The following is a 21,124-nucleotide window of genomic DNA, read 5'->3' on the forward strand; positions in this document are numbered from 1 at the left end:
TTTCCTCACGCCGCTTCTTTCCTTGCCGTGCTGCGGCGCTGCCTGTTCGCGTGCGCGTGCCTGTTCGCGTTGAGCGCCGGCACGCCGGCCGCGGCCCTCGTGCTGATGCCTTCCGACGGGCTCGACGATGCCGTCGCCTTCTCCGGCACGCTTGGAATGCTGCGGGATCCGCAGGACCGATGGAGCGTCGCGGACGTGGCCGCCGAAACGCGGCGAGGCGACTTCGAGCAGCTGGAGGGGCCGCTGCAGGAGGGCTTCAGCCGCGACCCGGTGTGGCTGCGCTTCTCGCTTTCGCGCGCGCCCGAAGCGCCCGCGCGTTGGCTGTTGCGGGTGCGGCCCTCCGCGTTGAACGAACTCACCCTGTATGCGCCGGACGGGCAAGGCGGGTTCATCCAGACCGTGCTTGGCGACCGGCGTCCGTTCGCCGAGCGGGAAATTCCGGACCACAACTTCGTCTTTCCCATCGACGTGCCCACCACCGCCAGCGAATACTTCCTGCGGCTGCGCAACGACGGGCCTCCCCTGCGGGCCGAACTCGACTTCTGGCAACCCGAGGGCTTCGAGCGTCAGCGAACGAAGGACTACACCGTCGTCGGCCTTCTGCTCGGCGCGGCCGTGCTGTCGATCTGCATGAACCTGATCTTCATGGTGTGGCTGAAGGACAGTCTCTACGGCCACTATGCGCTCTATGTCCTGTGCAGCGCCGCGATGACGATGGCCCGGCAGGGTTTCATGGCGGAGTGGTTTCTGGACGACCACCCCGCGCGGGTCGCGCAGGCCGTGCTGGTCGTGAACTGCATCTCCAACGTCGTTGCCACGGCATTCATGGCGCGCATCTTCGGCTTCCGCCACCACTGGGTGCCGGCCGCACGCTTCTTCGATCTCGTCATCGTGTTCAACACGGCCGCGCTGCTGGTCGCGCTGACCGACCATCACACCGCGATTGCGCGCTGGGTCAGCGCTGGCAGCGCCGCATCCACGCTCTTCGGCGCCCTCTTCGTTTGCTACCTGCTGATCGTCCGGCGCCAATTCCAGTACCTGCTTGCGGCATCGGCATTCTCGGTCGGCACGGTTCTGGGCCTCTACGGCCTGCTGAAGCTGTGGCTCGGCGATCTCGTGCCGGGCGCACGGCCCGATCGGATCTACATGCTCGGCAGCCTGACGCACCTGATCCTCCTGAACATCGCCGTGGCCGACAGGACACGCCGTGCGGAACGCAACTACCGCGTCGAACGCGAGCGCGCGATGTCGATCCGGATCGAGGCCGAGCAAACCCTGGAGTCCACGGTGGTTCGGCGCACGGCCGAACTGGCGCGCACCAATGTCGCGCTGCGTGACGAGATTGCGCAGCGCGGCCGGCTGGAAACGCAACTGCTCGAGTCGCTCGACGTGCAGCGCAAGGCGGTCGAGCAGCAGAACGAATTCGTCTCGATGGTGTCGCACGAGTTCCGTGCGCCGCTGGCCGTCATCGACGCCGCTGCCCAGTCGCTCGACATCTCGAAGAGCGGGACGGATCCGGTGGTCAAGCTGCGCACCGGACGGATCCGCCGTTCGGTGCAGAGGCTGTCGATGCTGATCGAGAACGTGCTCACGGCCGACCGCTTTCAGATCGAGCAGCGGGCGCTGAGGCTGGAGCCGGTGGACCTGGCTGCCCTCGCGCGCGGATTGTGCGAAACCTTCAACCTTCCGGAGCCGGCGCGCCTGCAGCTCGACGCGCATCTGCCCATCGCCGAAATCCGCGGTGACCGGTTGCTCATCGAGATCGCACTGCAGAACCTGATGCACAACGCGCTGAAGTACTCCCCGTCCGAGAGCTGCGTGCGCGTGTCCCTGCGACAGGTCGGCGAGGGCGTGGAGATCGACGTGGTCGACCGGGGGGCCGGCATAGCACCCGCGGAAAGGGAACGCGTCTTCGAGAAGTACTTTCGGGCGGAAACGGCGACGGCCGCTTCCGGCTCGGGCTTGGGCCTTCATCTCTCGCGCGAGATCGCCCGTCGACACGGCGGCGACGTCACGCTCGTCGCCACCGGCATCGCCGGTTCGACGTTCCGGCTGGTTCTACCCACGTCTGAGCGCGTTGCCGCGGCGGCCTGAATGGCTCCGCATCCGCTTCCCGAGCACGTTGGGATGCCCGCGTCGCCGGCCGAAGACGACAATGTCTTCCTGGCTCCATCACACGCAATACCCTCCACATGGACATCCGCCAGCTGCGCTATTTCGTCAAGGTCGTCGAACTCAAGAACATCACGACCGCGGCGGAGGCGCTTTTCATTGCCCAGCCTTCCTTGAGCCAGCACATGGCCAATCTGGAGTCGGAACTCGGCGTCACCTTGCTGGAGCGCAGCGTTCACGGCACGCGGGCCACGGCCATCGGCGAGCTGCTCTACCGCCATGCGAAGACGATCCTGCGGCAGTTCGAAGACACCCGCTCGGCCATCCGGCAGGAGAGCGAATCGCCATCCGGCCGGGTGGCCATCGGATTCCCGACCAGCACCTCGCGCATCCTGGCCGCACCGCTGCTGGCGCGGCTGCAGGAGCGCTATCCGCTGATCGAACTGGAACTGGTGGAAGCCTCCAGCGGAGACCTGACGGGCCAGGTGGCGGCCGACCGGCTGGCGCTGGCGGTCACGATGGATGCGCGGGCCGATTCACGCCTGCGCATCGAGCCGATCCTCGAGGAAGAACTGTTCGTGGTGGTGGCCTCGTCGCAAAGGGCACCGCGCGCCTTCGGCATCGAGGCCTTTGCCAGGCTGCCGCTGCTGCTGCCCACGCACCCGAACTCGGTGCGCGTGGCCACCGAGCGGCTCCTGCGCGATCGCCAACTGAAGTTCCGCCTGGTGGCCGAAACCAGCGCGGTGGAAATCCTGATCCTGGCCGTCGAGCGCGGGCTCGGCGCCACGGTGCTGCCGACCGCGGCCTTTGCGCTCGCGCAACAGCATGGCCGCGTGCGCGGCGTTCCCATCAAGGGGCGACCGCTGCTGCGCGAGCTGTCGCTGAGCCTGTCGGTCCCGGCGGCGCACAGCCCCGCCGTGCAATGCGTGCGCGAACTGCTGCTGCAGGTGATCGACGAGGAGATTGCAAGCAAGCGCTGGAAGGGCGTGCGGCGGTTCAGCGACGCAGGGTAGGGCGGTGCGCTCCTTCGCGAGCGCCTCATGCTCATTCCACGCGGATGTTGTTCCTGCTGATGAAGGCACTCCAGAAGGCCTGGTCGTCGACCGCGCGGCGGCGGATCTCGGCTTCGCCGCCGCTCATGGCCGGCAGCGAGAGTTCGGCCAGCCGGGCCTTGACGGCGGGGTCCGCCATCACCTTCTGCAGCGCGGCGTTGAAGCTGGCAACGATCTTCGGATCCAGGCGCGCCGGGCCGGCAATGGCGTACCAGCCGGGCATCGGCGGCACGTTCAGCCCCGCTTCCTTCACCGTCGGCACCTGGGGCCACTGCGGCACGCGGGTGGCGCCGAGCACCGCCACCGCCTGCACCTTGCCCGACTGCACCTGCGGCAGGGCCGGACCGACCACGCTCACCATGGCGTCGACCTCGCCGGCCAGCACCGCCGTGAGCGCCGCGGCCGAACCCTTGTAGGGCACGTGCATCAGCTTGACGCCCGCGGTCGCGGCGATCAGTTCCATCGCGATGTGGGTGGAGTTGCCGATGCCGGCGCTGCCGAAGGTCAGTTCGCCGCTCTTCGCCTTCGCCTGCTCGAGAAACTGCGCGAAGGTCTTGATGCCGCTCCTGTTGCTCGTCACCAGCACGAAGGGCGTGTCGGCCACGGGCGCAAGAAAGGTGAAGTCCTTCAGCGGGTCGTAGGGCAGGCTCTTGTACAGGGCCGGGTTGAAGGCGATCTGCGACACGCCTGCGAGCACCAGCGTGTAGCCGTCGGCGGGCGCCTTGGCCACGGCGCCCAGGGCCACAAGGCCGTTGGCCGCCGGATTGTTTTCCACCACCACGGCCTGGCCCAGCTGCTGGGCGAGCCGGTCGCTGAGCAGTCGCGCGATCACGTCCGAGCCCGAGCCCGCCCCCTGCGGCACCACCAGCTTGACCGGCCGCGCAGGCCAGGGCGATTGGGCCTGCACCGCGAGGGGCATGGACAGGAGCGGCGTGCCGGCCAGCGCCAGCATGGGAACGAACGAGCGACGGGTGATGGGGGCCATGATGTGCCTCTCTCTTGGCAGGTTGAAGGAAGAACGGGGAAGCGAAGTGCTACTGCGGCGCGGCGCGCAGCGGAAGGTCGAACCAGCTGGCATCGGCACCACGCAGGATTTCCAGCCGCGGCGGCCGTCCGTGCGGCACCTGCGGGCCGTGGCCTTCGTCGCTGCCGCCGATGGACAGCCGTATGCGGCTGCCCGCGGCAAAGGTCCACGACACCGGCAGCAGCGCGAAGTTCAGGCGTGCGGGCTCGCGGGGCACGAGCAGGCGGGCCGAGGCGCGGTCACAGGTGTTCACGGGCCAGCTCGCCACGTAGTCCGGCGACTGCGACAGGCCTTCGCGGTGCAGGGCCCGCAGCAGGCCTTCGGTGACGTAGCGGCAGCTGCCGTCGGCCAGCACTTCGCTCAGATAGACATAGACGGCCGCGTCGGTCTCCGACGATGCGAGCAGCAGGCTCGCGCTCACGTGGCCCGTCAGTTCGGCGGATGCGGCCAGCGGTGCGCTGGTGTAGTGCAGGTACTGCGCCTGGCGCTCGGTCCAGTCGGGGTAGTAGTGCTCGATGCCGATGGCGCCCAGCCGTTCCAGCCGCGTCTGGCGGCCGGTGGAGACGGAGAAGTCGACCTGGTAGCTGTCGCGGCCCGGGGCGGCGGGCGCGTGCAATGCCAGCACGCCATCCGCATCGGGATGGACGCGGCGGGTTCCCGCGACTGGCGGCCATGCATCGGCGGCCTGCCACTTCTCGTCGTGGATGGTGAAGTAGTGCACCGGCTGCTCCCTGTCGAGCCCCGTGTCGATGCCGCGCAGATGGTGGTCGAAGAAGCGCAGCACTTCGGCCAGCAGCGGAAAGTCGGAGCCGGTCTGCTCGCGCCAGGGCGAGACGTTGCTGCGCGCGCCATGGTCCCAGGGGCCGAGCAGCAGGCGGTGCTGGTGCCTGGGCAGCGTCAGGAAGCGCGTGATCGCCGAGTTGCTGTAGCCGGCACCGTCGTACCAGCCCGAGACGGAGTAGATCGCCACGTCCTCGGGGATCTGGCGCGCATAGTGGCCGGGGCTGCACACGTCCAGCGTCAATGCGGGGTCGTGCAGCGTTGCGTCGTGCCGAAACGGCAGCTCGCGGGCCATGTCGTTCAGCCGGCAGTTGCTGCGGTGCTGGTGCAGCGCCTGGGCCAGCAGGCGGCCATCGGCATCGGCGTCCACCGGCTGCGGCCCCGCGAACAGCGGGTTGCCGTAGTACGCGAACTTGGCAAGGGCAGGGCGGTCGTCCTGGTCGAGCGCGACCATGAGTTCGTCGTAGCGGCCGGTCCAGATGGTGGAGAGCACGCCGCCCACGTAGAGCTGGTCGGTATAGATGTCGGTCACGGCAAACAGCGGTGCGATGGCCTTGACGGCGGGGTGCCGCGTGCTTGCGAGAAACACCGCCGCCGCGCCCAGGTACGAAATGCCGGTCGAGCCGATGCGCCCATCGCTCCAGGGCTGCTGCACGATCCACTCGGCGATCTCGTGGTAGTCGTCGCGCTCCTTCGGCGAGCGCAATGCGTCGCGCGTGCCGAAGCTCGCGCCGGTGCCCCGCACGTCCACCACCACCACGGCGTAGCCATGCGGCACGAAGAAGTCGCGGTAGCGGCCGCAGTTGGGGCTGGCCTCCACCGTGGGGTCGGTGGTCACGAAGCGCCGGTAGTAGGGCGTGAAGACGACGATGGTGGGCAGGCGGGCGGGCGGCTGCGCGCCGTCGCGCGCCTGGGGCAGGTAGTAGTCGAGCGCGATGCGACAGCCGTCGCGCATCGTGACGTAGAGCGACGCCGGCCGCCCGGGCAGGCCGAAGGCTGGCTTGCGGCTGGCGAGGTAGGCGCTGGGCGGCAGGTGCCAGGCGCCTGGCGTGCTATCGCGGTCCGACATGGGGCAAGGTACTTTCCTGAAGACAGATGGAGATGGATGGCGTTGTCACCGTCCTGTCATTCTGGGAATGCGGGCCCGCGTTGAAAAATGCGAAATCCCGATCGATCCATAGGTTGAGCCTATGGAAGGAGGCGGTGCTCGTGGCCGCTGATCAAGGAAAGACCGATGCCGTCGGCACCGCTTGTCGAGCTCAATCCGTTGTACTCGCCCGACGCCAAGCGGCAAAAGTAATGCGCATGAATTACTTGCTGCGGCTGTGATTGTGAAGTGCGCAGCATTCGTGAATAAGTACCGCGCAGATGAGAACGTGCCCCTCCCATAATTGGCCCGCCGAAGCATCCTGTCACAGAAATAACGATGCCCGGCAACAGGTCCTAGAGGGAGTACCAGAACATGAATCGCCATTTGCACCGCATCGTCTTCAACGCCAGGCGCGGCCTGCGCATGGTGGTCCAGGAGACGGCGAAGAGCACCGGCAAGGGTTCGTCCAAGGCGACCACGGTGGCAAGCGCGGCCGTCGCCGGCGCGGCCGCCTTTGCGCCGATGCTCGTGGGTGCGGCGCTCGCGGGCATGCTGTGGGCGCCGCCGGTTCAAGCCCAGATCGTCGGCGCCCCCAACGTTCCGGCCAACCTACGCCCCACGGTGCTGGTGGCGCCCAACGGCGTGCCGCTCATCAACATCCAGACGCCCAGCGCCGCCGGCGTCTCGCGCAACGTCTTCAACCAGTTCAACGTGGCGCCCAACGGCGCCATCCTCAACAACAGCCGCACGAACGTGCAGATCGAAGCCGTTGAGCTGCAACTGGCTGGGCTTCACGACTGAAGTCTTGAAGCGCTGGCACCTGGTCCAACCAGAGCGCGCTTCATCCGGGCCATGACATTCCGACGTTTCATGTTGGCGCAAACCGCATGGAGATATGGCCACAGATGAAGGTGGAGAAACGCCTGAGGAATGGGCCGGAGGACAACGTCTGGCACTATTTTCAGTTCACGGTTCAGAAGCTCGATGCGCAGTGATGGCAACAAAACATCCTCAGTTCCGGCCTCCGCGCGGCAGCGCGAGCTGGCAACCCAGGGTGTTCGGCCCGATGCGACTGGTTATAAGAAGTAATCATTAAAACGAAACTGCGTATTGTTTTTGCGCGTTTCTTGGGCATCATTTCCGCATGGAGAAGACAAAAGCCCTGGTGACCGTGATCGAGATGGCACGCGCCGGCCTCGGCTTTACGCCCGCCGATGCCCTCGATCACATCGCCACTCTCATCGCCCAGGAGGATGCGCAAAGCCCGTTCCACGACCGCAGGGTCGAGGAGTTGCTTCGCCTGGGGGCCTGCATCTGGAGCCTCAGGCGCGATATCGTGACGCCCGGGTAAGCGTCGCCCGATCCTCCCTGTCAGCCCGCCGAGCTATGCCGAGTGGCCAGGTGCAACAAGGCGTACTTAAGGCTACATTTCTTGAACCAAGAAAGGCCGGCATTTTTGGATTGGACAAGCGCCGGCAATCGGAGGATCGAATGCCGCTCTTGTTCCTGCTGAGGCTGCAGCACACGCTGCTGCCTGTCCGAGTCGCCCTTCCGGAGGAGGTGCGGATCGTCTCGGTGCTCGTGGCCACGGGATTGATCGAGGCCGAGTTCGCACCCGTCAGGCCGGCGGGCCGGGATACCGCTTCGCGCATCGCGACGGTGAAGCGCATCACCGAGGAAGGCCTGGCCGAAATCGCGAAGATGAGCGATGCGCCCAGGTTCGTGAAGACCTCGATGCAGTTCGCGCGGGGACTGCGATTGATGTAGAGCGCGCGGCTCAGGCCTGCCACGGCAGCCCGCGCATCCGCTCACGCTTTTCTTCCTCGTCGACGTGCGCGAGCGACGGCTTGATCAGGTCGCTGCGCGCCACGATGCCCACCAGCACGAGCAACTGCGCGTCCTTCACGACGGGCAGCCGTTCGAGCCGATGGTGCGCGAGCCGTGTCGCCACTGCGCGGCAGTTCTCGCCCGGCAGCGCAAAGAACAGCGGCAGGTCGGCGCACGCGTCGCCCACGGTGGCAATGGGATCGCGCGTGCCGCACGCGGCCAGCATCGCGCGGTCGGCCACGCCGATCACGGCGCCGTTGCGCACCACCAGGAAGGCGCGGTGGACCTGGCCATCGCCGAAATGCTCGAACAGCGCCCGCGCCACCGGCAGTGCCGCGTCGATGCTGCGCACCTCGCGCGCCATGACTTCCTCCACGGCGTGCCGCTCGAGCGGATCGATGCCGTATTCGCGGTAGATGTGATAGCCGCGGCGCGCGATCTTCTTGGTGGGGATCGCACGGCGCATGGTCAGCACCGTGAAGCCATAGGCCACGGCCGACGTGGCCAGCAGCGGCAGCAGCGCGTTGCTGTCGTGCGTGAGCCCGAAGGCGAGGATGGTGGCGATCAGCGAGCCGATGGCGCCGCCCGTCATGATGATCGGCCCTTCGGCGCCGAACGGCCCGCCGCTTCCGACCACGATGCCCGAGGACAGCGGCTTGAGCAGCGCCACCTTGGGCGACATCCTGCTCTTGCCGAACAGGATCGCCTCGATGGACTCGGGAATGCCATGGCCGCGGATCTTGTCGGAGCCGTAGCGCGCGGCCACGGTGCTGACCGCCCCGATGACGATGGCCAGGACCGTGATGCGCAGCAGCCGCGCATGAGGGCGAACTCGCCGCGGGGCGGGTGGGGGGCTGGGGTCATGGCTGTTCAGGGAGGTCGATCTGCCTCATCCGAGGCCAGCCCGCGAATATGTCATTTCATGATATATTCGGCCTGGCGGCCTGCTATGCCCCGGCCTTGCTGACGAGCGCCACCACCTCGGCCAGTTCGGCCACCTGGTCCGCGTGCAGCATCGCGAGCCGCTCCAGCTTCCTGCGCCCCGCGGCCAGCAGATGGACCTCGACCTGACGCCGGTCCGCATGGCTGGGCTTGCGCCTGACGAGGCCGGCCTCCTCGCAGCGCGACACCAGGGCGACCACGCCGTGGTGCTGGGCCTGCAGGCGCTCGGCGATCTCGCTGATGGTGGCCCATTCGCGGCCGGGGAAGCCCTGGGTGTGAAGCATCAGCTGGTACTGGAGGACGGTGATGCCTTCCGCGCGCGCGGCGTCTTCGCTGAAGCGCAGGAAGCTGCGCAGCCTGAATCTGAAGTCGGACAGTGCCTCGAATTGCTGCTTCTCGATGGATCCCCGTTGGCTGGCCATGAACTTTCCAAGAATGATTGTGCGAACGGAATGCAATGTAGCAGCCGACATGGATCCGATGCAGGGTAATTACTCACAATGTGATGCAATAAACCTCATAACATGATGCATCTGACCTGAACCTGACCTGTGCGATGCCGTCTGCCTTCTCGGCATGCCGCGCGCATTTCCCCGTTGTCCGCTGCCGTTGCCCGTGCATCAGTGCGGGTTGCCGTATCCATTCCATTCGAGAGAGAAAGATTGCCTATGCAGATCAAGAGCCAGAAGACCTTCTTCTCGGGCATCATGTTCACCTGCGTCGGGGCGGCGTTCGCGCTGGGCGCCTCCAACTACAACGTCGGGAGTGCGGCCCGCATGGGGCCGGGCTACTTTCCGCTGATCGTCGGCGTACTGCTGGCCTTGCTGGGCCTGGTGGTGATCGCCACGGCGTTCACGGGCCAGGCCGCCGGTGGCGACCCCGTCGGAAAGATCGCGTGGAAGCCACTCGGCCTCATCATCGGCGCCAACCTGCTGTTCGGCATCCTGCTGGCTGGCCTGCGCAGCATCGGCCTGCCGGCCATGGGCCTGATCCTCGCCATCTATGCGCTCGTGATCGTGGCCAGCATGGCCGGTGCCAATTTCTCGATGAAGCTGTCGCTGGTGCTTGCGACCGTGCTGGCCATCGGCAGCTACCTGACCTTCATCGTGGGACTCAAGCTGCAGTTCCAGGTGTGGCCGACCTTCATCACCGGCTGAGCGCGAGGCACCACCCATGATGGATCTGATCAACCACCTGTCGCTCGGCTTCTCCACCGCAGTGACGCTGCAGAACCTGGTCTACGCCTTCATCGGCTGCCTGCTGGGCACGCTGATCGGCGTGCTGCCGGGCATCGGCCCGACGGCCACCATTGCGATGCTGCTGCCGGCCACCTACGCGCTGCCGCCCGTGGCCGCGCTGATCATGCTCGCGGGCATCTACTACGGCTCGCAATACGGTGGCTCGACCACCGCCATCCTGGTCAACCTGCCGGGCGAGTCCTCGTCCGTGGTGACGGTGATCGACGGCCACCAGATGGCCAAGCGGGGACGCGGAGGGCCGGCGCTCGCGGCCGCCGGCCTGGGCTCGTTCTTCGCGGGCTGCGTGGGCACGCTGATCCTTGCCGCGTTCGCGCCGCCGCTGACCGAGATCGCCTTCAAGTTCGGCCCGGCCGAGTATTTCTCGCTCATGGTGCTGGGCCTGATCGGCGCGGTGGTGATGGCCTCGGGCTCGCTGCTCAAGGCCATCTGCATGATCATGGTGGGCCTGCTGCTGGGCCTGGTCGGCACCGACGTGAACTCCGGCGTGGCGCGCTACAGCTTCGACATTCCGGAACTCACCGACGGCCTGGGGTTCATCGCGATCGCCATGGGCGTGTTCGGCTACGGCGAGATCATTGCCAACCTGGCCCGGCCCGAGGACGAACGCGAGGTGTTCACCGCCAGCGTCACGGGCCTCATGCCCACCAAGGAGGACTTCAAGCGCATGCTCCCGGCCGTGCTGCGCGGCACCGCGCTGGGCTCGTCGCTGGGCATCCTGCCGGGCGGCGGCGCCACGCTGTCGGCCTTTGCGGCCTACACGCTCGAAAAGAAGATCAAGCTGGGGGCGGGCGAAGTGCCCTTCGGCAAGGGCAACATCCGCGGCGTGGCTGGCCCGGAAGCCGCGAACAACGCAGGCGCGCAGACTTCCTTCATCCCGATGCTGACACTGGGCATTCCGCCCAACCCGGTCATGGCCCTCATGGTCGGCGCCATGACGATCCACAACATCCAGCCGGGCCCGCAGGTGATGACGAGCAACCCGGAGCTGTTCTGGGGGCTGATCGCCTCGATGTGGATCGGCAACCTGATGCTCGTGATCCTGAACCTGCCGCTCATCGGCCTGTGGATCAAGCTGCTGACCATTCCCTACCGGTGGCTGTTCCCCGCGATCGTGCTGTTCTGCGCCATCGGCGTGTACTCGACCAACAACAACGTGTTCGACATCTGGCTGGTGGCGATCTTCGGTGTCGTGGGGTATTCCTTCATCAAGCTCGGGTGCGAGCCGGCGCCGCTGCTGCTCGGCCTCATCCTGGGGCCGATGATGGAAGAGAACCTGCGCCGGGCGCTGCTGCTCTCGCGCGGCGACTGGGGCGTGTTCGTCTCGCGGCCGATCTCCGCGGGGCTCCTTGCCGGGGCGGTCGTGCTGTTGCTGATCGTGCTCCTGCCCTCGATCAGGTCGAAGCGCGAAGAGGCGTTTGTCGAGGAAGCGGGTTAGCCTCGCGTGCGCAGAAGGGCGAGGGGGCCTTGCTCGCCGAATCGCCTGCAGAAGAACCGGCCGGGCTTCGGCTGCACGCACCTGTTCGCCAAGGCGCGCCACGGCCCATCAACCGACGCCCGCCGCATCCCGCTTCGGCTGTTTGATCGTCCACAGCGCTGCGGCCATCAGCGCGACGCCCGCAAGCTGGACGGCATTCAAGGTTCGCCCGTACACCCCCCAGTCCACCAGCACGGCGGTCAGCGGGTACACGAACTGCAGCACGGCGATCCTGCCGAGCGAAAGCCGGGCCATGCCCGCGAAAAGAATCGCATAGGCCAGGCCGGTGTGCAGCACGCCCAGCCCCGCGAGCCACGCCCATGCCAATGCCGAATCCGGCCAGCCGAACACAAAAGGCACCCACGCCAGAACGGCGACCCCGGTCACGCACTGCCACCAGGCCAGCGCGTAGGGCGTGATTGTTTTTTCCGTATTGGCGAGGATGGTCACTGCGGCATAGCAGAGCGAGCCGCCCAGGCACATGAGCAGGCCGAGCGCATAGTCGCTCCCCCATGAGGCCTGCGATGCGGCGCCACCCACCAGGCCGGTCGTCAGCACCAGCCCGCACAGCGCGGCCAGGGTGGCCGCCCACTGGCGCGGCGACACGGCTTCACGCAGCACCAGTGCGCCGAAGAGAATGATCCACACCGGCTGGATGTGAAAAACAATGGTGGCCACCGCAATCGAGATGCGCGGGATGGCCGCGAAGAACAGCGCCCAGTTCACCACCATCAGGCAGCCCGTCGCGCAGGCGATCCACCAGCCCTTGCCACGCAGCCGCAGCTCGTTCATTCGACCGGTTGCCAAGCCCCATGCGAGCAAGGCCAATGCACCGAAGGCGCAGCGAAACAGGACCGTGACCAGCGGATGCTGGTTCGCCTCTTCAACGAAGACGCCGACGGTGCCGAGCAGCATGCCGCCGGCTATCAGCAGCCATTGGCCCGTGCTTTCCCGGTTCGATTGCTGCTGCGCCGCCCGGAACGCGGGGAGCACCTGGGCCTTCTTTTGCATGAGGCGATCGTCCGCCGGCTCATCGACCTCGTAAAGCGCATAGTTCGAACGCCTATCATTCGAATATCGAATGAGGCTGACGATGAAATATCCCGATTTCCAGATCGACTGGCTGCGCGCCCTGGTGGCGGTGGTGGATGCCGGCTCGCTGTCGGCCGCGGCGCCCCTGGTCCACCGCTCCCAGTCCGCTGTGAGCATGCAGATCAAGAAGCTGGAGAACGCGCTCGGCCAGGCCGTGCTGCTGCGCGGCCCGCGGCACCTGGAAGTGACGCCGGCGGGCGCGCAGCTGCTGGTGTATGCGCGCCGCATGCTCGAACTGCAGTCGGAAACGCAGAACGCGATGTTCGGACCGGAACTGGCCGGCCGCGTGCGGCTCGGCGTGCCGGACGACTATGCCTCCACCTACCTGACGCCGGTGCTGCGCAGCTTTGCCGGCCGCTACAAGGGCGTGGAGATCGAGCTGACCTGCGAGCAGTCGACCTCCCTCATCCCCAAGATCGCGCGGGGCGAGCTCGACCTGGCCCTGGTCTCCCGCGACAAGCCGCAACGCGGACAGCTCCTGTTCCATGAACCCCTGGTCTGGGTGGGCACGGCGCAGCATGAAGCCTGGCGCCGCAATCCATTGCCGATTGCGGTCTACGAGGCGGGCAGCATGGCCCGAACCGCCGCGCTCTCGAGCCTGGCTGCCAGGCGGCGCGCCTATCGCATCGTCTATCACAGCTCCAGCCTCGCCGGCCAGTTGGCGGCCGTGGAGAGCGGCCTGGCCGTGGCCGTGTTCACGCGCTGCAGCGTTCCGGCCCACCTGCAGATACTGCAGAACCTGCCCACCGGCTTCGATCTGCCGAAACTCAAGTCGATGGATGTGGCGGCGCTGCGCAGCAAGGTGTCGCTGCGCTCGCCTGCGGTGGATGCCATGTACGAGCAGATGGTGCGGACCTTGAGCCCGGCATAGCTTGGTCGCTTGCAGCCAAGCTGCCCGCACCTATCCGCGCGGATCGGCTTCCGCAAGCGGGCGCGTCAACGCCGCCGCCGTATCCAGCAGGACGACGGCGCGGTCCGGGTCGTGTCCCATATAGGGGCTGACCAGCAATTGGCCAATCAGCCGGTCGAAGCCGTGCCGCACCCTGGCCGGCTCGGGGTGCGCCGCGTACATGGCCCGCAGCATCGATACCACCGCACTGACCTGCGTTCCCAGGACCTCCATGGCGCCCAGGCGGCCGCTCGCCTCGAAGACTGCTTGTGGATCTGTGGTGGTCATGTGGCGCTCCCGTCTCGGTGTTGAAGCGCCAGAACGTAAAAAGAGGCCTAATGGATTACATTTCAGCCTCAAATACCCAGAACTGGTGAGATTTCGGCTCGACAGTGTGAAATATGTCACGCACGGCGCGGCCTGCAACTCCTCATAGACTCGTCCGATGAACGTGCGTTTTCTCGAAGCCTTCGTCTGGGTCGCCAAGCTGGGCAGCTTCAAGGCGGCCGCCGAGAAGATGCACACCACGCAGGCCGGCATCTCCAGCCGCATCGCCACGCTGGAAGAGCAGTTCGGCGTGCGCCTGTTCGACCGCGAGCACCGCGGCGTGATGCTCACCTACCAGGGCACCGAGCTCCTGCCCCATGCCGAACGCATGATCGAGATGCAGGCGCGCATGGTTGCGGCCATGGGCCAGGCCGATGCCTTCTCGGGCATGCTGCGCATCGGCGTGATCGAGACGGTGGCCCACACCTGGCTGCCCGACCTGTTCTCGCGCTTTGCCGAGAAATACCCCAACGCCACGCTGGAGCTGATCTCCGACATCACGCCGAGGCTGCGCGACGACCTGCTGCGCGGCACGCTCGACTGCGCCATCCTGTCGGAAGAGATCACGCCGGGCTTCATCGACAACCGGCGCATCGCCAACCTCGCGATGCGCTGGGTCACGAGCCCGTCGCTCGCGCTCAAGTTCCCGTCGCGCCGGCTGCTGTCCTTTGCCGACATCGCCACGCAGCCCATCATCTCGTTCAACCGCGAATCGAGCGTCTACCGCAACATCGCCCAGAACGCGAGCGGCTGCACCAACCTGCGCGTGAGCTACTTCTCGTCGCTGGGCGCGATGATCGACCTGGCGCGCACGGGCTTCGGCACGGCGCTGCTGCCGCTGGCCGTGATCCAGCAGGACCTGCTGCACGGCAAGCTGGTGGTGCTGGACGTCGACCCGGTGCCCATTGCGCTGCCGCTGGTCGCGAGCATGCGGCTGGAGCCGGCGTCGCCCTTGGCCGAGGCGCTGGTCGGCATGGCGCAGACATCGTGCGATCAGTTCATCGCCACCTGCCAGGGCGACGTGCTCGCGCCCTGATCCGGCCCACGCCGCGCCCGGAGCTGGGGCGCTTCGATGCGCCAGGGCTGTGCATCACGAAATCCTATCGCCCGCCCAAAGAATTTCCCGTTTGACCCTGCAGGGGCGCGCGACAACACTGCGCGCCATGCACAAGCTCATGACCGGAAAAAGACATCGCGAGTTCTTCGCGATCCGCCCCGATGCAGATGCCACCGAATGGTCGACGGTGCCTTGCACCGCAGGACGCATCGAGGAACTGCTGCTGGCCGACAACCTCGACACCGCCGCGCGCACCGGCTCGCGCACCCGCCTGGCCCGCTGGTCGGCCGGCGCGCTGATCGACCGGCCCGTGGTGCACGACTTCCATGAAGAGGTCTTCATCGTCGAAGGCGAACTGGTGGTCGGCTGCGACGCGCAAGGCGAGGGCGGCGAGGCCTTCGGTCCCTACACCTTCGCCTGCCGCCCGCCGGGCGCGGTGCACGGTCCCTTCGTGTCGCGCACCGGCTGCGTGCTGTTCGAGATCCAGTACTACGAATGAACACCCGTTCCCGATCCCGCCCTTTTTTTTCCAGGAGTTCCCGATGAAGCGTTCGCTGTCTTCCCTCGCATCCGTCGCCGTGGCCGCCGCGCTGCTGGCCGGCGCCGCCGCCGCCCAGGTGCCGGCCGGCCCGAAGCTCGCCGTGCAGGCCATCACGCAGGTGGCGCCCAACCTGCCGCAGTACACCAAGGTCGACCAGCCGCTGCTGCGCGACGGCATCGCCAAGGCGACCGGCGGGCGCGTGGAAGTCACGCTCTCGTCCTGGCCCGAGCGCAACGTGAACGGTCCCGAAGTCCTGCGCCTGGTGCGCTCGGGCCAGGTCGACATTGCCGCCGCGCCGCTGACCACCGTCTCGGGCGACGTGCCGATGCTCGACGGCGTCGACCTCGCGGGCATGAACGCCGACATCGCCCAGGCCCGCAAGGTGGCCGATGCGATGGTGCCGGTGGCCAACAAGGAACTGCAGCGCCTGGGCATCAGGCTGGTCGCGACCTATCCGTTCTCGGGCCAGATGCTGTTCTGCCGCAAACCCGTGGCGAGCCTGGCCGACCTCAAGGGCCTGAAGGTGCGCACCAACGGCCCGTCGGCCTCGGACCTGATCAAGTCGCTCGGCGGCCAGCCGGTGTCGCTGGCTTTCGGCGAGGTCTACACCGCGCTGGAACGCGGCACGGTCGACTGCGGCATCACCGGCGCCGGTTCGGGCAACGGCGTGAAGTGGCCCGAGGTCACGACGCACCTCTACACGCTGCCGCTGTCGTGGTCGACCTCCGGCTACTTCGTGAACCTGGCGTGGTGGAACAAGCTCGACCCGGCGATCCGCGCACAGTTCGAGAAGACGATGGGCGAGGTGCAGGAAGCGCAGTGGAAGCTGGGTGTGGAAGCCACCAACGACGGCATCGCCTGCAACGTCGGCCGCGCCGCCGACTGCAAGCTGCACACGCTGATGAAGAAGCCCATGGTCGAAGCCAAGGCCGAGGCCAGCGTCGGCGCGTCATTGCAGAAGCACCTGGCCGACGACGTGCTGCCCGGCTGGATCAAGCGCTGCGGCGAGCGCTGCGCGGCGGTCTACTCGGAGGTGATTGCGCCCATCACCGGCATCAAGTACGCGGCCAAGTGATGTTCCGCGCACTCGAATGGGTGAGCGCCAAGGCGATGACCATCGCCGGCTGGTGCTACCTCGTGATCACCCTGCTGATCTGCTTCGACATCGCAGCCCGGCGCCTGCTGGGCTTCTCGACCGAGGCGACGACCGAAGTCACCGGCTACCTGATGGCCATCGGCATGAGCTGGGGCCTGGCGGGCACGCTGTTCGAACGCGGCCACGTGCGCATCGACGTGCTGGTGCAGAAGATGCCGCTGAAGCTGCGCGTCTGGCTGCACCTGGCGTCGCTCGTCGCGCTCATGGTCGCTTCGGGCTTCTTCGCCTGGGGCGCCTTCTCGCTGACCAGGGATTCGTGGGACTTCAGCGCCACCGACCTGTCGGCGCTGCACACGCCGCTGGCGCTGCCGCAGGGCCTGTGGGCCGCGGGCCTGGGCCTGCTGCTGCTGGCCGTGGTCGCATTGGCCGCGCGTGCCGTGCGCCAGCTTGCCACCGGCGACGCCGACGGCATGGACCGCATGCTGATGTCGCGCACCTACGTCGATGAGGCCGCCGAGACGCTGGAGGCCGTGGCCGAAGCGCAGCAGGGCATGCAGCAACCCGCCATGCCCGCGGCGGCCGCAGGAGTCTCCCGATGATCGCCATCGTCTTCATCGTCGCCATCGGCATCCTGATTGCCGGTGCGTCGCTCTTCGGCGTGCAGGGCCAGGCGGCCGCGGCCGCCTCGGCCAGCGTGCCGTGGTGGGCGCTGGCCGCGGTGCTGACGGCCTTCGTCGGCTTCTTTGCCGGCGGCATCTACGTGGGCGCGGCGCTGGCCGTGCTCTCGCTGCTGGCGGGCTTCGGCCTGTCGGACCGGCCGTTCTGGAACTTCATCGGCGAGATGATCTGGAGCCCCTCGACCAACTTCGTGCTGGTGTCGGTGCCGCTCTTTTTGCTGATGGGCGAAGTGATGCTGCGCGCCGGCCTCTCGGAGCGGCTGTACCGCGCGCTCAACATCTGGATGGGCCGGCTGCCCGGCGGACTGCTGCACACCAACATCGTCTCGTGCGGCGTGTTCTCGGCCGTGGCCGGCTCCAGCGTGGCCACTGCCGCGACCATGGGCTCGGTGGCGCTGCCGTACTTCGAGAAGAGCCACTACCCGCCCAAGCTGGTGTTGGGCTCGCTTGCCGCCGGCGGCGCGCTGGGCAACCTGATCCCGCCGGGCATCACCTTCATCATCTACGGACTGATCACCGAGACCTCGGTGGGCGCGCTGTACTTGGCGGCGGTGGGGCCGAGCATCCTGGTGGTGCTGCTGTTCACCGCGGTCATCCTGTACTACAGCTACCGGCTGAAGCTGCATGGCGACGAGGCATCGAAGGCGATCGGCTGGAAGCACCGCATCGCGAGCCTGTCGGACCTGGTGCCCACGGCCCTGCTCATCGCGCTGGTGCTGGGCACCATCTACGCCGGCTGGGCCACGCCCACCGAGTCGGCCGCGCTCGGCGTGGCGGGCAGCCTGCTGCTGGCGCTGGCGGACCGCAAGCTCAAGTGGAAGATGCTGGCCGAGTCGATGCGCGCCACCGCGCGCACCACCTCGATGATCGCGCTGATCCTGTTCGGCGCGTACTTCCTGAACTACATCCTGTCGTCGCTGGGCATTCCGCAGATGCTCGCGAAGTTCCTGACCGGGCTGCCGTTCCCGGGCTGGGTGATCATGCTGGTGATCATCGGCTTCTACCTGGCGCTGGGCACCTTCATGGAAGGCATGTCGATGGTGATCACCACCATCCCGCTGCTGTTCCCGGTGGTCACGGCGCTCGGCTACGACCCGATCTGGTTCGGCGTGGTCATCACCATGCTGGTCGAGATCGCCATGATCAGCCCGCCCGACGGCACCGTGCTCTATGTGCTGCAGGGCATGCGGCGGCAGCCCGGGCCCATCACCGACGTCTTTGCCGGCGTGCTGCCCTTCATGTTCGTCTACATGCTCGCGATCATCGTGCTGATGGTGTTCCCCGCCATCGCGCTGTGGCTGCCGGCCCATCTCATGTGACCCCCTGTTCGCGGAGCTATTCCATGTCATTGACCCTTTCCTTCGCCTGCGAAAGCGTGGCGGCCGACGGCACGCGCTCGTCGCAACTGCTCGCGGTGCCGCCGCGCCAACTCGTGATTGCCGGCTGGACCGGCCGCGACGCCGCGGCCATTGCCCACCACATCGAAGAGCTCGAAGCCATCGGCGTGCCGCGGCCGTCGAGCGTGCCGCTGTACTACCGCGTGAGCGCCGGGCTGCTCACGCAATCGGCCGCCATCGAGGCGCTGGGCGCGCAGAGCTCCGGCGAAGCCGAGCCGATGCTCTTCTGCGCCGCCGGCGAGTGGTGGCTCACCGTGGCCTCCGACCACACCGACCGCCGCGTCGAGACCTACTCGGTCGCGGTGTCCAAGCAGATGTGCGCCAAGCCGGTCGCAACCACCGCCTGGCGCTGGCGCGACGTGGCGCCCTACCAGGACGAGCTGCAGCTGCGCTCGCGCATCCTGGAGGAGGGCCGGTGGATCGACTACCAGCAGGGCACCTTCGCCTCGATCCGCCCGCTGGCGGCGCTGCGCGACGGCATCTACCAGGCAGAAGGCGGCGACGAAGGCCGCTTCATGACCTGCGGCACGCTCGGCGCCATTCCCAACGGCAAGGGCGAGGGCATCCGCCCGGCCACCGAGATGGAGCTCGAGATCCACGACCCGCGCCTGAAGCGCAGCATCGTGCACCGCTACGCCGTGCAGGCACTCGAGGTGGTCGCGTGACGGCCGCCGCCGGCATGGACATCGCCACGCTGCGCGGGCGCATCGCGCGCGGCGAGGTGTCGCACGAGGCGGTGGTGGCGCAGGCGCTCGAAGACTCCGAGCTGCCTTCAGCGCAGCACGTCTTCACGAAGCGCTACGCGCAAGCGGCGCTGGCCGCCGCGCGCCATGCCGATGCGGCGCAGCGCGCCGGCGTCGTGCTGCCCATGCTCGCCGGACTGCCCGTCACGGTGAAGGACCTCTACGACGTCGCTGGCGAAACCACCATGGCCGGCTCGGTCGTGTGCGAAGGCGAACCCGCGGCCGCCGCGGACGCCGTGGCCGTGGCCCGCCTGCGCAGCACCGGCGCGGCCATCATCGGCAAGACCAACATGACCGAGTTCGCCTTTTCCGGCGTCGGCATCAACCCGCACCACGGCACACCGCGCAATCCCGCGGATGCCGCCGTCGCGCGCATCCCCGGCGGTTCGTCGTCGGGTGCCGCGGTGTCGGTGGCGCTGGGCCTTGCCGTGGCGGGCCTGGGCTCCGACACCGGCGGCTCCATCCGCATTCCCGCTGCGCTGTGCGGGCTCGTCGGCTTCAAGAGCACCCAGGCCCGGGTGCCGCGCACCGGCGCCTTCGAACTCGCGCGTTCGCTCGACACCGTGTGCGCCATGACGCGCAGCGTGGCCGATTGCCTCGTCGTCGATGCCGCCATGGCCGGCACGCCGCTCGCAGTGCGCCGGCGTCCATTGCAGGGCCTGCGCCTGGCGGTGCCGCGCACGCTGATGTTCGACGGCATCGAGCCGGCCGTGGCGCAGGCCTTCGACCGCGCGGTGAGTGCGCTGTCGGCGGCGGGCGCCATCGTGGTCGATGTCACGCTGGGTGAGCTGGCCGAGATCGCCCGGATCAACGCGCCGGGCGGCTTCTCGCCCATCGAGGCATCGGCCGTGCATCGCTCGCGCATCGGTGCGCAGCGCGAGCGCTTCGACCCGCGGGTCGCGGCCCGCGTGGACCTTGGCATGTCGGTCGGCGCCGCCGACTACATCCTCATGCAGGACCACCGCCGCGAATGGATCGGCCGCGTCGAAGCCGCGCTCGAAGGCTTCGACGCCTTGCTCTGCCCGACCGTGCCGATCGTCGCGCCGGCCATCGACGCGCTCGCGGCCGACGCCGAATTCTTCAAGGCCAATGGCCTGCTGCTGCGCAATACCTTCGCCATCAACTTCCTCGATGGCTGCGCGTTCAGCCTGCCGTGCCATCGCGCGGGGGAGCTGCCGGTGGGGCTGATGCTCTCTTCGGTTTGTGGAGACGATGCGCGGCTGGCGGCTGTTGCGCTGGCGGTGGAGGAGACGTTGGGCGACTGATCCGGCGAATGAATTCTTTTATCTATCAGGGTTTTTATTTCTGATTTTTCGGTTCTCAATTCCTCCAGTTCTCATTAGAGTTGCGGACAAGAAACGGCATGTAAGTCGTTCGCGAAAGTGTCAAATATTTGCAACTTTGCTCACATTGGTCACTACATCGTTTTCGGTGTTGATTGACATCTGAGTGGGGAGGGAACCATGAACAATTGGGAAATTGGACGGGTGCGTTCTCGCGCGCCTGGCTGGAACAGGGCCCGGCTTTTCGCTAGAGGGGCATGCGTTGGCCTTCTCATGCTGGGTGGCCTCGCAGCCCATGCGGGCTCCGTGAGCTACAGCTACGACGCGCTCGGCCGTCTGGCCACCGTCATCTACAACAACGGCACCGCCACCACCACGATCAGCTACAGCTACGACGCTGCTGGCAATCGAACGTCGGTGGCAACCACCTCGCCCTAACCAATTCCTCGCGGTATTCAACTG

21 protein-coding genes and 1 pseudogene are annotated in these 21,124 nt (G+C 67.2%); 16 read left to right on the top strand and 6 right to left on the bottom strand.

All coding sequences use genetic code 11. The features are described from left to right. Positions 1–27: 27 nt before the first annotated feature. Together EJO66_RS26210 and EJO66_RS26215 are read left to right on the top strand one after the other, a co-directional pair. Positions 28–2,094: a sensor histidine kinase gene (locus EJO66_RS26210; RefSeq protein WP_240648791.1), complete on the top strand. Its 2,067-nt coding sequence runs from the start codon at positions 28–30 to the stop codon at positions 2,092–2,094. 98 nt (positions 2,095–2,192) lie between these two features. Continuing rightward, positions 2,193–3,125 (top strand): LysR family transcriptional regulator, encoded by a 933-nt coding sequence (locus EJO66_RS26215; RefSeq protein ID WP_124960978.1) that lies wholly within the window; start codon positions 2,193–2,195, stop codon positions 3,123–3,125. A 31-nt stretch (positions 3,126–3,156) separates the two neighbouring features. Here EJO66_RS26215 and EJO66_RS26220 read toward each other — a convergent pair whose 3' ends face one another. Both EJO66_RS26220 and EJO66_RS26225 read right to left on the bottom strand, forming a co-directional pair. Next, positions 3,157–4,149, bottom strand: coding sequence for a Bug family tripartite tricarboxylate transporter substrate binding protein (locus EJO66_RS26220; RefSeq protein ID WP_124960977.1), 993 nt, complete (start codon positions 4,147–4,149; stop codon positions 3,157–3,159). Between the two features lie 49 nt (positions 4,150–4,198). After that, positions 4,199–6,037 (bottom strand): CocE/NonD family hydrolase, encoded by a 1,839-nt coding sequence (locus EJO66_RS26225; RefSeq protein ID WP_125966585.1) that lies wholly within the window; start codon positions 6,035–6,037, stop codon positions 4,199–4,201. A gap of 393 nt (positions 6,038–6,430) precedes the next feature. On the opposite strand from EJO66_RS26225, the gene EJO66_RS26230 reads away from it, so the two are divergent. From EJO66_RS26230 to EJO66_RS26240, 3 genes are all read left to right on the top strand, one after another. After that, a complete protein-coding gene (locus tag EJO66_RS26230) occupies positions 6,431–6,859 on the top strand; it encodes an ESPR-type extended signal peptide-containing protein (RefSeq protein ID WP_125966608.1) in 429 nt (142 codons plus the stop codon). A gap of 343 nt (positions 6,860–7,202) precedes the next feature. Next, entirely contained in the window at positions 7,203–7,409 is a 207-nt protein-coding gene (locus EJO66_RS26235; protein WP_124961699.1) for a hypothetical protein, read from the top strand. A gap of 140 nt (positions 7,410–7,549) precedes the next feature. Beyond that, positions 7,550–7,825 carry a hypothetical protein gene (locus EJO66_RS26240; protein WP_124961698.1) on the top strand — a complete coding sequence of 92 codons (276 nt, stop codon included), beginning with the start codon at positions 7,550–7,552 and terminating at the stop codon, positions 7,823–7,825. A gap of 10 nt (positions 7,826–7,835) precedes the next feature. On the opposite strand, the pseudogene EJO66_RS26245 reads toward EJO66_RS26240, so the two are convergent. Together EJO66_RS26245 and EJO66_RS26250 are read right to left on the bottom strand one after the other, a co-directional pair. Then, positions 7,836–8,690 (bottom strand): annotated as a pseudogene (locus EJO66_RS26245) (CBS domain-containing protein); the annotation flags it as partial. Between the two features lie 142 nt (positions 8,691–8,832). Further along, a complete protein-coding gene (locus tag EJO66_RS26250; RefSeq protein ID WP_124961696.1) occupies positions 8,833–9,249 on the bottom strand; it encodes a MarR family winged helix-turn-helix transcriptional regulator in 417 nt (138 codons plus the stop codon). A 246-nt stretch (positions 9,250–9,495) separates the two neighbouring features. On the opposite strand from EJO66_RS26250, the gene EJO66_RS26255 reads away from it, so the two are divergent. Next, positions 9,496–9,984, top strand: coding sequence for a tripartite tricarboxylate transporter TctB family protein (locus EJO66_RS26255; RefSeq protein WP_124961695.1), 489 nt, complete (start codon positions 9,496–9,498; stop codon positions 9,982–9,984). A gap of 19 nt (positions 9,985–10,003) precedes the next feature. Continuing rightward, the gene (locus EJO66_RS26260) at positions 10,004–11,521 is read left to right on the top strand and encodes a tripartite tricarboxylate transporter permease (RefSeq protein WP_124961706.1); all 1,518 of its coding nucleotides are present in this window, start codon (positions 10,004–10,006) and stop codon (positions 11,519–11,521) included. Between the two features lie 108 nt (positions 11,522–11,629). On the opposite strand, the gene EJO66_RS26265 is transcribed toward EJO66_RS26260, so the two are convergent. Then, positions 11,630–12,571, bottom strand: a complete 942-nt coding sequence (locus EJO66_RS26265) for a DMT family transporter (protein WP_223262457.1) — start codon at positions 12,569–12,571, stop codon at positions 11,630–11,632. An 82-nt stretch (positions 12,572–12,653) separates the two neighbouring features. On the opposite strand from EJO66_RS26265, the gene EJO66_RS26270 reads away from it, so the two are divergent. Continuing rightward, positions 12,654–13,523 carry a LysR family transcriptional regulator gene (locus EJO66_RS26270; RefSeq protein ID WP_124961694.1) on the top strand — a complete coding sequence of 290 codons (870 nt, stop codon included), beginning with the start codon at positions 12,654–12,656 and terminating at the stop codon, positions 13,521–13,523. A 30-nt stretch (positions 13,524–13,553) separates the two neighbouring features. Here EJO66_RS26270 and EJO66_RS26275 read toward each other — a convergent pair whose 3' ends face one another. Beyond that, on the bottom strand, positions 13,554–13,829 hold the full coding sequence (locus EJO66_RS26275) for a hypothetical protein (protein WP_124961693.1): 276 nt from the start codon (positions 13,827–13,829) through the stop codon (positions 13,554–13,556). A gap of 157 nt (positions 13,830–13,986) precedes the next feature. Here EJO66_RS26275 and EJO66_RS26280 point away from each other — a divergent pair, with 157 nt between their 5' ends. From EJO66_RS26280 to EJO66_RS26310, 8 genes are all read left to right on the top strand, one after another. Continuing rightward, a complete protein-coding gene (locus tag EJO66_RS26280; protein WP_021004100.1) occupies positions 13,987–14,904 on the top strand; it encodes a LysR family transcriptional regulator in 918 nt (305 codons plus the stop codon). Positions 14,905–15,031: 127 nt separating this feature from the next. Further along, on the top strand, positions 15,032–15,424 hold the full coding sequence (locus tag EJO66_RS32670; protein WP_164547914.1) for a cupin domain-containing protein: 393 nt from the start codon (positions 15,032–15,034) through the stop codon (positions 15,422–15,424). 43 nt (positions 15,425–15,467) lie between these two features. Next, on the top strand, positions 15,468–16,541 hold the full coding sequence (locus EJO66_RS26285) for a TRAP transporter substrate-binding protein (RefSeq protein WP_164547915.1): 1,074 nt from the start codon (positions 15,468–15,470) through the stop codon (positions 16,539–16,541). After that, positions 16,541–17,161, top strand: coding sequence for a TRAP transporter small permease subunit (locus tag EJO66_RS26290; protein ID WP_125966588.1), 621 nt, complete (start codon positions 16,541–16,543; stop codon positions 17,159–17,161). Before EJO66_RS26285 ends, EJO66_RS26290 begins: the two co-directional genes overlap by 1 nt. Further along, entirely contained in the window at positions 17,158–18,558 is a 1,401-nt protein-coding gene (locus tag EJO66_RS26295; protein WP_125966589.1) for a TRAP transporter large permease, read from the top strand. The genes EJO66_RS26290 and EJO66_RS26295 overlap by 4 nt, the downstream gene beginning before the upstream one ends. 23 nt (positions 18,559–18,581) lie before the next feature. Further along, complete coding sequence (locus EJO66_RS26300; RefSeq protein WP_125966590.1) at positions 18,582–19,301, top strand: DUF2848 domain-containing protein; 720 nt, start codon at positions 18,582–18,584, stop codon at positions 19,299–19,301. Positions 19,302–19,315: 14 nt separating this feature from the next. Then, on the top strand, positions 19,316–20,644 hold the full coding sequence (locus EJO66_RS26305) for an amidase (protein WP_125966609.1): 1,329 nt from the start codon (positions 19,316–19,318) through the stop codon (positions 20,642–20,644). Between the two features lie 291 nt (positions 20,645–20,935). Further along, positions 20,936–21,100 (top strand): RHS repeat domain-containing protein, encoded by a 165-nt coding sequence (locus tag EJO66_RS26310; protein WP_124961689.1) that lies wholly within the window; start codon positions 20,936–20,938, stop codon positions 21,098–21,100. The last annotated feature ends 24 nt before the right edge of the window (positions 21,101–21,124 follow it).

Source organism: Variovorax beijingensis (assembly GCF_003951285.1).
GTDB classification, from domain to species: Bacteria; Pseudomonadota; Gammaproteobacteria; order Burkholderiales; family Burkholderiaceae_C; genus Variovorax; species Variovorax beijingensis.